General features: G+C 34.5%; 11 protein-coding genes and 1 riboswitch. Of the genes, 1 reads left to right on the forward strand and 10 read right to left on the reverse strand.

From position 1 onward, the window contains the following. Positions 1–78 precede the first annotated feature (78 nt). The 4 genes from cbiB to cobU form a co-directional block, all read right to left on the reverse strand. Entirely contained in the window at positions 79–1,023 is a 945-nt protein-coding gene (cbiB, locus tag HALHA_RS08355; protein ID WP_015327357.1) for an adenosylcobinamide-phosphate synthase CbiB, read from the reverse strand. Between the two features lie 187 nt (positions 1,024–1,210). Beyond that, on the reverse strand, positions 1,211–2,722 hold the full coding sequence (locus HALHA_RS08360) for a cobyric acid synthase (protein WP_015327358.1): 1,512 nt from the start codon (positions 2,720–2,722) through the stop codon (positions 1,211–1,213). Beyond that, the gene (locus HALHA_RS08365; protein WP_015327359.1) at positions 2,719–4,260 is read right to left on the reverse strand and encodes a cobyric acid synthase; all 1,542 of its coding nucleotides are present in this window, start codon (positions 4,258–4,260) and stop codon (positions 2,719–2,721) included. The genes HALHA_RS08360 and HALHA_RS08365 overlap by 4 nt, the downstream gene beginning before the upstream one ends. Positions 4,261–4,366: 106 nt before the next feature. Further along, positions 4,367–4,951, reverse strand: a complete 585-nt coding sequence (gene cobU, locus HALHA_RS08370) for a bifunctional adenosylcobinamide kinase/adenosylcobinamide-phosphate guanylyltransferase (protein WP_015327360.1) — start codon at positions 4,949–4,951, stop codon at positions 4,367–4,369. A 92-nt stretch (positions 4,952–5,043) separates the two neighbouring features. Between cobU and HALHA_RS13850 the strand changes: the two genes are divergently transcribed. Then, the gene (locus HALHA_RS13850; protein ID WP_015327361.1) at positions 5,044–5,175 is read left to right on the forward strand and encodes a hypothetical protein; all 132 of its coding nucleotides are present in this window, start codon (positions 5,044–5,046) and stop codon (positions 5,173–5,175) included. A gap of 52 nt (positions 5,176–5,227) precedes the next feature. On the opposite strand, the gene cobT is transcribed toward HALHA_RS13850, so the two are convergent. The 6 genes from cobT to HALHA_RS08400 all read right to left on the reverse strand — a co-directional run bounded on the left by cobT (position 5,228) and on the right by HALHA_RS08400 (position 13,303). Further along, positions 5,228–6,277 carry a nicotinate-nucleotide--dimethylbenzimidazole phosphoribosyltransferase gene (gene cobT, locus HALHA_RS08375; RefSeq protein WP_015327362.1) on the reverse strand — a complete coding sequence of 350 codons (1,050 nt, stop codon included), beginning with the start codon at positions 6,275–6,277 and terminating at the stop codon, positions 5,228–5,230. Between the two features lie 111 nt (positions 6,278–6,388). Further along, positions 6,389–7,165 (reverse strand): heme ABC transporter ATP-binding protein, encoded by a 777-nt coding sequence (locus HALHA_RS08380; protein WP_015327363.1) that lies wholly within the window; start codon positions 7,163–7,165, stop codon positions 6,389–6,391. 51 nt (positions 7,166–7,216) lie between these two features. Next, positions 7,217–8,233, reverse strand: coding sequence for a FecCD family ABC transporter permease (locus HALHA_RS08385; RefSeq protein ID WP_015327364.1), 1,017 nt, complete (start codon positions 8,231–8,233; stop codon positions 7,217–7,219). A gap of 53 nt (positions 8,234–8,286) precedes the next feature. Then, on the reverse strand, positions 8,287–9,210 hold the full coding sequence (locus HALHA_RS08390) for an ABC transporter substrate-binding protein (RefSeq protein WP_015327365.1): 924 nt from the start codon (positions 9,208–9,210) through the stop codon (positions 8,287–8,289). Positions 9,211–9,323: 113 nt separating this feature from the next. Then, positions 9,324–9,508: riboswitch (cobalamin riboswitch) on the reverse strand. Positions 9,509–9,581: 73 nt separating this feature from the next. Then, positions 9,582–11,336 carry an ABC transporter ATP-binding protein gene (locus HALHA_RS08395; protein ID WP_015327366.1) on the reverse strand — a complete coding sequence of 585 codons (1,755 nt, stop codon included), beginning with the start codon at positions 11,334–11,336 and terminating at the stop codon, positions 9,582–9,584. Between the two features lie 23 nt (positions 11,337–11,359). After that, positions 11,360–13,303 (reverse strand): glycoside hydrolase family 127 protein, encoded by a 1,944-nt coding sequence (locus HALHA_RS08400; RefSeq protein WP_015327367.1) that lies wholly within the window; start codon positions 13,301–13,303, stop codon positions 11,360–11,362. Positions 13,304–13,328 lie beyond the last annotated feature (25 nt).

Below are 13,328 nucleotides of genomic sequence, written 5' to 3' on the forward strand. Positions count from 1 at the left end.
CAAGAGTTTATACGATTTTGAAGTTTAATTGTAAATTGTTCATTGTCCATTGTCAATTGCACTTAATATCAATTAAACTTAAACTATCATTAGTACAAAAGAGTAACATACGATAAAAGCCCCAACATCCCAGTACATTAGCTGTATCGTCTGTCTAATCTGCTGCGGCTGAAATTCAACCTTTGCATCACCTAAATAAGCCCGAAAACTCTCTCTTCCTTGATAATAATTGACTCCTCCTAATTGAATACCTAAAGCTCCAGCAACTGCTGCTTCAGGAAAACCAGCATTAGGGCTAGGATGCTTATTAGCATCTCTAATCATAATATCTATAGCACCTTTCCAACTATCACCTGTAAATAAAGCAGCTATCACAAATAATAATCCTGTTATTCGAGCCGGAATCCAGTTAGCTAAATCATCAATGCTAGCTGCAGCCCAGCCAAAATATTGATACTCTTCATTTTTATAGCCTAGCATAGAATCAAGAGTGTTAATTGCTTTATAAGCCATTGCTAAAGGTGCTCCCCCAACTACCCCATAAAAGAGAGGAGCAATTATTCCATCACTGGTGTTTTCAGCTACCGTTTCTATAGTTCCTCTAGTAACTTCTGCTACAGTTAATTTATCTGTATCTCGACCTACAATCCAATCTAATCTTTTTCTAGCTAACTCTAAATTATCATTAATTAATGGTTGATAGATTGATTTTCCAGCCTGGGCCAACCCCTTAATTGCTATTGTAGTAGTCAATATCCAAACTTCACTTACCAATCCTAAGTAATAATTAATATAGTAAGCTAAATCAATCAACTTTTGAGTAATTAAATAAGTACTGATAATCATAATTAAAGATAATATAATTCCTGCTACTCTTTCTGATTGCTTACTAAATAGTTTTCTTAAAAACTTTTCTAACCTTTCAATTCCTCTACCAATGATTACTACTGGATGAGGATACCACCTCGGGTCCCCAATTATTAAATCAACTATTATTGCTAGTAGTAATAGATATCTATTCATCTTCTCACCTCTTATAAAGTTCAATCCTCATTTTAATAGGACAAATGTCCTAACAGTAAATTGAAAATTAAAATCAAACCCTTTTAACCCAATAGTATATAAAGAACTATATAGATTTTGTCTTGAGGTTTGAATTTCCTACCAGTCCTCTGGACTGTTCGTGTAAATCACTGTAAATTGTACATTGTCAATTAATATCTATAACCTGATACAACAACTCCATATCCAGATGTTCTCTTACCACATCTGCTAATTGATTATAAGCTTTTTCTCTCTCCTGCTTGACTGAAAGAGTATTCTTAGCTATTGAAGATAATCCCTTCTTTACTCTTAACTGATTAATAAAATCTCTTCTAAATTGATCATTATCAAATAAACCATGAATATATGTCCCCCAGACTAGACCTGATCGACTATATGTCCCATCTAGAATTTGAACTTCTCTTCTAGAACGCTCTGTAATCTCAAAGAGATGGTTAGCAGTTGGCCCTAGTTTAGTCTCTCCGACATGTATTTCATAACCTGTTAGTACTTCCTGCTGAGAATTAAATAAACTATCCTCTTTAACTCTAGCTGCTATCTGATTAGTAACCTTATCTGTTAATAAAGTAGTCTTTATATCTAATAGACCTAACCCTTTAATCTCTCCTTGGTCTGTTTCTATTCCAGATGGATCATAAATAACGTTACCTAACATTTGATAGCCACCACAAATGCCTACAACTGGTACTCCAGCTTCTACTTGTTCAATAATTCTTTTTGCACCACCAGTCTGATATAAGTATTCTAAATCCTCAATTGTATTCTTACTCCCTGGTAGAATGATTAAATCTGGACTTCCTAATTCCTTTTTAAGATCCACATACCTTACTCTAGTCTCAAACTCCTGTGCTAAAGCATCAAAGTCAGTAAAGTTAGAAATGTGAGGTAACTTAACTACTACAATATCTAACTGATAATCTTTACTTCCCTGCTTATAACTTGGTATTGAATCCTCTTCTGGAAGATTATAATCACTTATATAAGGAATTATCCCTAAGATAGGAATCCCAGTCTCTTCTTCAATATAATCTATACCAGATTGTAGCCGTTTTACAGCACCACGAAATTTATTAATAATAATCCCTTTAATTCGTTCTTGCTCTGCTTCATTAAGCAGTTCTAAAGTCCCAATAATACTAGCAAAAACTCCTCCGCGATCAATATCAGCTACCAGAATAACAGGTGCTTGGGCCAACTTAGCTATCTTCATATTAACCATATCATAATCCCTTAGATTCACTTCAGCTGGACTACCCGCCCCTTCTAAAACAACTACCTGGTACTCATTCTTTAATCTAGCTAAAGAATCTTTAACTGCTTGTAAACCAACTTGTTGCTTACTAAAATACTCTTTAGCAGTCATATTTTTCTTAACCTGACCATGAATAATTACTTGGGAAGTAGTATCTTCTTTAGGCTTGAGTAAAATTGGGTTCATATCTATTGTTGCTTCTACTTTTGCAGCTTCAGCTTGGACAGCTTGGGCTCGGCCAATTTCTCCTCCCTTTTTAGTCACATATGAATTCAAAGCCATATTTTGCGACTTAAAAGGGGCTACATGATAGCCTTCTTGAATTAAAATCCTACTTACAGCAGCTGTCAAGGTGCTTTTACCTACATCTGAAGCTGTTCCCTGAAACATTATTGTCTTTTTCACTTTCTCACCATCCTAATCTCTCCACCCTCTAAGATCTCATAAAATAACTCTAGATCAAGATTTTCCCGCACTACTTCAGCTAATCGATTATAATTCTTTTTTAATTCTTCGCTACTAGAAGAATAATCTTCATCTAATTTAGCTAATCCTTTTTGACTCCGTAAATTATTGATAAATTCTCTTCTAAATTGATCATTAGCAAATAAACCATGTAAGTATGTACCCCAGATAGTTCCTTCTTTATTACAGGCTCCATCATTTATCTCTACCTGCTGATCAGACCGATAATTGATCCTAAAAATAGGTTCTACTTGATCTCCTAAACTAGTTTGGCCCATATGAATTTCATAGCCTGTTACTTGTTGGCCCACTAGATTAGAAAAGAAATTTTGCTTACTTTTTATCTCAGCACTGACTTGATAAGTTGACTTAGCTGGACTAAACTCCGTTTCTATATCTAATAACCCTAGTCCTCTACTGACTCTTTTATCTCCTTCAGTCAATTCAGAATCTAACAACTTATTACCCAACATCTGATAACCACCACAGATACCAATAATTGATACTCCTTTTTCTGCTAATTCAATTATTTTTTCAGCTAAACCTGTTTCTTTCAAATATTCTAAATCAGCAGTTGTATTCTTAGTTCCAGGAATAATTATTGTATCAAAACCAGATAATTGGTCATTTCTTTCTAGATACTTAAGTGCTACCTGTGGTTCTAAAGCTAAAGCATCAAAATCAGTAAAATTAGAAATATGAGGTAACTTAATAATTCCTATCTTAACTTCAGCCTCCTGCTTAGTAAAACTAGCTAAGGAAACATTATCTTCCTCAGGTAATCTAAAATCTCTTAAATAAGGTATGACTCCTACTACCGGTTTCCCTACCTTTTCCTCTAGTATCTCAATTCCTGGCTTTAATAAATCAAAATCACCTCTAAATTTATTTAATATAATCCCTTGTACTAATTCTCTTTCTTCCGGTTCTAATAACTTTAAAGTTCCAACTACTGAAGCTAATGCTCCTCCTCGGTCAATATCCGCTACTAACAATACAGGAGTCTGATTTAATTTAGCTACCTTCATATTAGCTAAATCTTGATCTTTAATATTTATTTCTGCTGGACTCCCTGCTCCTTCTAAAACAATCACTTCATATTCTCGGGCCAAATCCTGTAATGAATCAGATATTATTTCTAACGCCCAGTTAATATACTTAGAACTCTTTCTCTCTAATCCAAAGTCACCATAAGGTTCTCCTCTAACTATTACTTGGGATTGGCCCTTTCCTTTAGGTTTAACTAATAGTGGTTGCATCTTAACAGTAGGATTTATTCCTGCTGCATCTGCTTGAATTGCTTGAGCACAACCAATTTCCCCTCCTTGAGGTGTAACATAAGAATTTAAAGCCATATTCCAAGACTTAAAGGGAGCTACTTGATAGCCATCCTGGGCCAACATGCGACATAAAGCAGTAGCTAATATACTCTTTCCTACATTAGAAGCTGTACCCTGAATCATAATTCCTTGCACCATCTACTCACCTCCAGTAACTAATTGACAATTTAGAATGCACAATTGACAGTTAAAATCAATTAAGCTACATTGCATATAAGACATATCTGAATTTTCCTTTTAATTGTTAATTGAATTTCGTCCGCTCTGCCAACTCTTTAATCTCAACAGGTAAACCAGCATAAGTTATATAAACCTCATCGGCCTCATTCGCTACTAACTGATTAACTCTTCCTGCAATATCTCGATAAACTCTACCCAATTTATAAGGAGGTACTAAACCTTGGCCCACTTCATTAGAAACCAGCACTACAGTTAAATCTTTTTCTTTAATTTTAGTAATTATTTTTTCTATTTCACTTATTATTTCTTCTTCTTTCATTTGCTCATTAAAATCATATTCATCTTCATTTAACTCTTCATTCTGTAATAGCAGATTTGAAATTAATACTGTTAAACAATCTACCAAAACAACCGAACCTTTCTTTATTTCACTTAAAATCTGACTAACTTCTCTACTTTCCTCAATGGTAGTCCACTCTTGAGGACGAGATGCTTGGTGTTGTTTTATTCTTTCTTTCATCTCTTTATCTCTAGGCTGAGAAGTTGCAATATATGTAACTTCTAAACCTCCTAAATTTGTAACAATTTCTTCGGCAAAACTACTTTTACCACTTCTTGCACCGCCTAACACTAGAATTAACCTACTCATTTATACTCCTCCTAAATTAACTAACCCTCTATAAAAAAGCATAATTTCTACTTAAATCACAAATTATAATAATAAAACTGGAGGTGGTTAATATGACTGTTGAAGAATATGATTTTGCTGACTTAACGGCTGAACAAGTTAAAATGATTAAAGAAACTGAAGCTAGAATAAATAAAAATAGAAAAAATGATGAAATTATGCTTTGGGCTCTTACAGGAGAATAATGATTAATCTGGGTTAGGTCTTTGACCTCTCCCAGATATTTTATATCATTTACTATTCTATTATTATCTGCGCCTCTTCAAAGGTAGCCATATCACTAATAATCTTAGTTGCAGCTTCTACTAGATTCATACTTAAAACTGCTCCTGTTCCTTCACCTAACCTCATATCTAAATCCAATAATGGTTTTAAACCTAATAGATCATAGATTTTAATATGGCCTGGTTCTACTGATTTATGAGATGAAATCAAGTAACCTGTAACCTGTGGCTTTAGTTTCTTAGCGATCAAAGCAGCAGCTCCTGAAATTAAACCATCTACTATAACTGGTACGCGATTAGCAGCTGCTACTAACATAACTCCAGCCATACCTGCTATCTCTAAGCCACCTACTTTAGCTAAGATATCAATGCCATCATCAACTTGGGGCTGATTTACTGCTAAAGATTGAGTAATTACTTGCTTCTTCTTTTTTAATCCTGCCTCATCAATTCCTGTTCCATAACCAACTATCTCATCTAATGATAAATCAGTAATAGTAGCCAAAATAGCACTACTAGCGGTAGTATTTCCAATTCCCATCTCACCTGTTCCAATTAAATTAGCTCCTTGAGAGATTAGGTCTTTACCGACTTCAATTCCTACTTCTAAAGCAGCCCTAGCTTCCTGACGAGACATAGCAGAACCTTGAGCTAAATTATCAGTTCCTGCCTTTACTTTCTTAATAACCAGATTTTCAGCTTCTAATTCATTAACAACTCCTATATCTACTATTGTTACTTCAGCTGCCATCTGTTTAGCTAACACATTAACAGCAGCTCCTCCATTTAAAAAATTATAAACCATCTGAGTAGTTACTTCTTGTGGAAAAGCACTTACCCCTTCAGCTACTACTCCATGGTCAGCAGCCATTACAATATGAGCTTTATGGTCAACCTTAGGAAATAATTCTCCAGTTATTCCAGCTAATTTAACTGCAATTTCTTCTAATTTCCCTAAACTTCCTGGTGGCTTAGTTAAACTATCTAACCTTTCTTGGGCCTGATTCATCTTTTCTTGATCTAACTTTTCAATCTTGGCAACTGTCTCTTCTAATAAACCCATTTTTATGCCTCCTCTATTCCTCAGATGATCATACTTCACAAAACTAATACCGAAATTGCTAATAGCCAAAGATATATGTTAAAATAAAATCCCTTTATCCATTTTTTTGAATTAAAGAATTATATATGGTTTGTTGGTGTCGTAATCTTTTTTGACTAGCACCTCTGCCCCATAAACTTCCTTTATATTTTGGGAAGTAATTACTTTTTCTGGTCTACCAAAATCATAAATTTGGCCTTGCTTAAGCAGTAGTAATTTATCACAATACTTAGCAGCTAAATTTAAATCATGTAGTACTATTAAAATAGTTAATTTATGATTACAATTAAGTCTTGTTAATAAATTCATTATTTCTAACTGGTAATTAATATCTAAATTAGAGGTCGGTTCATCTAATAATAATATTTCTGGCTGTTGGGCCAAGCTTCTAGCTAAAATAACCCTTTGTCTTTCTCCTCCACTAAGTTGGTTGATAGATCTATTAGCTAATTCTAAAGTATTAGTCAACTCTAGCGCTTGCTTAACAATCTTTACATCTTCTGCTGTTTCACTAATAAATCTACTAAGGTAAGGGTTTCTGCCCATCATCACTAACTCCCTAACCGTAAAATCAAAGTTAACACTAGTATTTTGAGGTACAACAGCTAACTTTTTAGCTATTTCTTTCTTCTTAAATCTCTGCAGATCAAAATTATCTAAATAAATTGTTCCCGATTTAGGCTGAAAAATATTATTTATATTCTTAAGTAAAGTAGATTTTCCAGAGCCATTTGGACCAATTAAACCTATAAACTCTCCTTCTTTAATAGCAAAACTAATATTTTGTAAAACTTCTAAGTTATCATAGCTATAACTTAATTGATCAACTTCAAGTTTGCTAACAATCATTACCTCCTCCTATAGTGAATTTGGTTTTAGATTTTAATTATCAATTTGTAGTTAAAATCCTGTAGTCTTTTTCTTACTTAACAAATAAAGAAAGAAAGGGCCTCCAAATAAAGAGGTTATAATCCCTACAGGAATTTCAGTTGGAGCAATTACTGTCCGGGCCAATGTATCAGTTAAAATTAAAAAGATTGCACCTACCAAAGCTGAGCTAGGAATTAAAATTCTATGATCTGGGCCAACTAATAATCTCACTAAATGGGGAATGATTAAGCCTACAAAACCAATTACTCCACTTCCTGCTACTGCTACCCCAGCCAATAAGGAACCAACTATTAATAAAATCTTCTTTATTTGTTCTGCTTCAACCCCTAAGCCCTGGGCTGCTTCTGCCCCTAATAACATAATATTCAAATCTCTAGCAAAAACATGAATTGAAAAATAACCAATTATAATATAAATCCAGATCATTTCTACCTTAGCCCAATCAGCTACAGCTAAACTACCCATCATCCAAAATACAATTCGTTGCATACTTTGATTGTTAAAGACCATCAATAAAGAAACAATAGCCGACAGAAATGAACCAACTGCTACTCCTGCCAGCAATAAAGTGCTTACTGAAATCTTGTGCCCCACTTTAGCTAGATTATAAACAATAAAAGTAGTTACTAAGGCGCCACTAAAAGCAAATATAGGAATACTATTTAAGCCTAATAGACTAAATTGAAAATCCCACAACATCCCTAAAGTTGCTCCTAAAGATGCTCCCGAAGAAATCCCGATTACATAAGGGTCAGCCATCGGATTCTTTAGTAAAGCCTGAAAAACTGTGCCTGAAGTTGCTAAAGCTAATCCTACTAAACCAGCTAATAATACCCTAGGTAATCTAATCTTCCAAATAATAGTCTGACTGACCCCCAGCTTTTCCCCTAATTTAAATAAAATCTGTATTACTTTTAAAAAAGGGATCTTTACTGCTCCTAAGCTAGTCGCTACTATAACTGTTAAAATCAAGAATATAATTAATCCTACAATAATGCCTCGCCATTTTGTTTTTTTAGTCTTCATATAGTATCAACTCTTCTTTTTAATTCTTTAATTTATTAACAAAAGTTCAATCGTTACTCATCACTTGTCACTGAAAATAACTTAGGATGAAGAACTTTAGCTATTTTTTCTAAAGCAATAACAATTCTTGGCCCAGGCCGATTAACAATATCAGGATTCAAAATATGAACCCTACCTTCTCTGATGGCCTTAATTGAAGCAAATTCATCTCTATTCATAATAGTTCTTTTAGTTACTGTACCCTTCCAACTATGTTTAGAAGCTAAGTAAACATCAGGATTTTTAGCTAATAAAACTTCAAAACTATACTGGGGCCAAGCACTTTGAGCATCATGGGCAATATTTACTCCACCAGCTAAAGAAATTAGATTATCAATAAACGTATTAGGGCCTGCTGTATATAATGGTTGCTTCCAGACCTCATAAAAAACTTCTGGGCGCTGCTTTTGACTGACATGCTCCTTGATAGTTTCAGTAATCTTATTTATTTTATCTTGCATTCTAGTTGTTAACTTACGAGCTTTTTTTTGTTGGCCCGTTATTTTACCCACTAAAGAAATACTAGCTATAATTTCTTTTATAGTTTTAGGGTTTAGACCAATAACTTTAATCCCTAATTGTCTTAATCTCTTCACCATTTCTTTAGATGTAATTCCTGCTGCCAAAACTAAATCAGGTTTTAATTGAATTATCGTTTCTAGATTCTTACTACTAACCTGTTTCTTCTTAGTTGCTGCTTGAGGATAGTCAGCATGTTTTGTTACCCCTACTACTTTATCCTCTAACCCTAAAGCAAATAAAATCTCAGTATTACTAGGAGCTAAAGAAATAATCCGCTTAGGTTGTTCATCAATAGTGACCTTTTCTTTTAAATCATCCGTAACTGTTATAGGATAATCTGTTGCTTGAACAATACTTCCTCCAACTAATAAGCTAATTAATACTAATAAATAAACTAGATTCTTCTTTAATTTCATAAATATCCCCCTAAATTAAAAATTCCTCAACCTTGATAACAAGATTGAGGTAAATATAAGTAGACATAGACCGCCTTAAGATCTAGACTACCTCCTTGCTACCGAAGTAATAGTAGTTGCTAGCTAACTAGGCAGGTCTCCTGACTTCTAGCTTACATTAAGCTTTACCTTCCCCAAAAGCTGAGTGGTATCTTAAGCTCAATCTGCTAGTTACAGTGGCGGGCCCGTTCAGGATTTACACCTGATTCCCTATTCTCCCTTAACCGTAGTTAAAGGCACCTAATTATTTAATATTTAATTATTATCCGCTATACAATATTCTTATGCATAGTTTACTAAATTCCTGCTTAATAATCTAAATATTTTTTTACTTAAATTGCCAAAAGATCAGCTGTTGTCTGCGTTTTACATAATTTAGAGTATACTCCCCCAGCATCAATCAATTCTTCATGAGTCCCTCTTTCTACAATAGAACCTCTTTCTAAAACTAAAATCTTGTCTGAATCTTGAATAGTAGAAAGACGATGAGCAACTACTATGGTAGTACGATCTTCCATCAACTTATCTAAAGCATCCTGAATTAAATTTTCTGTTTCAACATCAACTGCTGAAGTAGCTTCATCTAATATAAGAATAGGAGCATCCTTAAGTACAGCTCGCGCTATAGAAATACGCTGTTTTTGTCCTCCGGATAATTTAACTCCTCTTTCTCCAACTTTAGTTTCATAGTCATTCGAAAGTTCTTGTATAAATTCGTGAGCATTAGCTGTTTTAGCGGCTTCTATTACCTCTTTATCAGAAGCATAAGGGCTACCATATATAATATTCTCTTTGATAGTCCCATTAAATAAAAATACATCCTGCAAAACCATACTAATATTTTCTCTTAAATTATGAAGTGTTATATCTTGAATATCCTTGTCATCAATTAATATTTTCCCTGATTGAGGTTCATAAAAACGAGGGATCAAACGAATAATTGTAGTCTTACCAACTCCAGTCGGGCCAACTAAGGCTACCTTTTTCCCAGATTCAACCTCAAAAGAAATATCTTCTAAGACAGGCTCGTCTTCTTCATAGCGAAAGTTAACCTTGTCAAAAACAATCTCTCCGTTAATATTATTCACAGCAGTTGCATCTGGATGATTAGTAATCTGAGGTTCAACATTTAGAACTTCAATCACTCTTTCTGCGCTAGCAAGAGCTTGCTGTAATCCTTCATTTATTCTTCCTAACTGAGTAATAGGCTGATAAAACATCCGTAAATAAAGTAAGAAAGCAACTAGGTCAGCCATAGAAAGTTCTCCAGCTAGGGCTAACCTCCCCCCAAAGAAGATAACAATTACAGTTCCCATCCCAGATATAAACTGAATACCTGGTTGATAGATAGCACTTACCTTAAGTGCTTTTAAAATAGCTTTAGTATAAGCAGTAATTCGCTTCCCTGCCTGTTTACTTTCGTAATCCTCTTGAGTAAAAGCTTTTATTTCTTTGATTCCTGAAATATTATCTTGCAGGATAGCATTTACATCAGCTACCTCCTCTTGTGCCTTCTTAAATAAAGGGCGAGAAACCATACTAAACTTTAAGACAGCCCAGATTAAAAAAGGTATTGGAATTAAAGTTAACAGAGTCAATTTTACATTCATAGAGAATAATATAGCTGAAATTCCCACCAAAATACCTACATTACTAATGATAGTTGGTATCGCATGCGCAATCAATCTTTCAAAATTACGAGTATCATTTACTACCCGAGACATTAACTCTCCTGTCTGTTTATCTTGAAAGAATTTAAGAGATAATTCTTGTAAATGATCATAAAGATACTGACGAATATCTTCTAATATCTCCCAAGCAGCATAATGAGCTACATAATTACGACCAAACTGGGCCAACGCCCGAAACAAATATATGACTACTATAGAGATAGCCAAAGTATTTATCTTTCCAAAATCAATTCCTGCCCCAGCTCCTTTAATTATGGTATTTATCAGGTTTCTAATCAACCACGGAGCAGCTAAATTCATAGCTGTAAACAAAATCAAACAAAAGATAGCTAATAACAAAACTACCCAATATGGTTTGATAAAGCGAAATAACGGTTTGAATTTCTTCCACTCCATTTTTTTCCTCCTTAATTACCAACTTAGTTTCCTTCTCGAAGCCACACTAACATCTCTCCTAACTCTCTATTATCCCAAGCAAAATAAGGCACTGCTTTAATTTTAATTGGTTCTTTCTGATAGTCAGTTGTACTATAAAGTTTATCTTCACTATTAGCAATCTTATAACCTTGTCCTTTAATAACTGTTACTCCATCTAATAGATCGTCTTTATATTCTACTGTTAACTCTTTATCCTGAGGCAAAGAAATAGCAGGTAGATTATTACCATTATCCGCTTCTTCAAGACAGTAGATTATTGGCCCTCGTTGTAGAGCTACTTTACCAACATTCTCACGAAGCTTAGGATTAGAATAAACTCTTTTTACAGGCATTGCCAGGACTAATTCAATTTGGTCTCCTTTACTCCACGATCTATTAACTTCTACATAACCATTATCTATAATTGAATCAAGTTCTAAAGTCCTTCCATTAACTTTAAGTTCTGCACTTTCACACCAGTCAGGAATTCTAAGGGCCAATGTAAACTCAACCTCTTCTCTCGGATTAACTGTAATAGTTATATTTTCATCCCATGGATAATCAGTCTCTTGATCTAGTTCTACACTAGTACCATCAATTTCAAATTCTGTTACACTAGCAGTATATAAATGAATATAGGCAGCTTGCTCATCTGTAGAGTAGATGTACTCTCCAATTGAAGCCAGTAACCGGGCTATATTAGGTGGACAACAAGCACAGCCAAACCACTTTTGTCGAGTAGGCTTAACATGTTCTTTATCCTTTCGCTCCTCACAAGCTTCGGGCCAAACTTCTAGTGGATTAACATAGAAAAACTTTTCTCCATCCTGAGACATGCCACTTAAAACTCCATTATACAAAGCTCTTTCCATTACATCTGCATATTGACTATCTAAATCAAGATGTAACATTCTATGGGCCCAAAACATAAGACCAATAGCTGCACAAGTCTCGGCATAAGCTGTATCATTAGGTAAGTCATAATCAAAGCTAAAAGCTTCACCATAACCACTTGAACCTATTCCGCCAGTAATATACATCTGTTTTTGAGTAGTGTTGGCCCATAACCTTTCACAAGCCTCAACTAGTGATTGGTCGCCAGTTTCAGCTGCTATATCAGCCATCCCACTATACATATAAACTGCCCGTACGGCATGACCTTTAGCTACTTCCTGTTCTCTGACTGGCCGATCTGACTGATGATAAGTTTTATCTTCTGTCAAACTTCTAAAATCAGGCCAATAAGTAGTTTTTCCTCTTTCTTCCCATTCAAGATCAAAGTAATGAGGTTCTTTTCCCCGTTCATCTATAAAGAACTTAGCTAGGTTAAGATATCTTTCCTCATCAGTAACTCGATAAAGCTTAACTAAAGCCAACTCAATCTCTTGATGACCCGGATAACCTTGTAATTTATCCTCTTGAGGGCCAAATGTCTGATCTATATGATCGGCAAAACGACAAACTACATCTAATAGTTTTTTCTTTCCTGTCGCCTGATAGTAAGCTACTGCAGCCTCTATCATATGACCAGCACAATATAACTCATGACATTCTTCTAAATCCTGCCATCTCTTGTCTGGTGCTTCAATAATGTAATAAGTATTTAAATAACCATCTGGTTGCTGAGCTTTAGCAATTAAATCAATTACCTCATCAGCAGTTTTCTCTAGTTCAGAGTCAGGATTAGTAGCTAGCTGATAAGCAACAGCCTCTAACCACTTAGCTACATCACTATCCTGAAAGACCATACCTTTAAATTCTCCTTCTGCCTCACCTGCCGCAATCTTAAAATTTTCAATTGCATGACTTGGTTCTGTATTAGGTAGTTCATCATTTAAAGCCTGCCATTGATAAGGAATTACTTTTTCTCGCACTAATTCATTCTTTTCTCCTAATAATCCACCATTGATATCAACATCTTTAACTGAAATAGATTTAAGTGTCATATTAAAAACTCCTTCCTTTCTGTTT

The organism is Halobacteroides halobius DSM 5150, assembly GCF_000328625.1.
Taxonomy (GTDB): Bacteria; Bacillota; Halanaerobiia; order Halobacteroidales; family Halobacteroidaceae; genus Halobacteroides; species Halobacteroides halobius.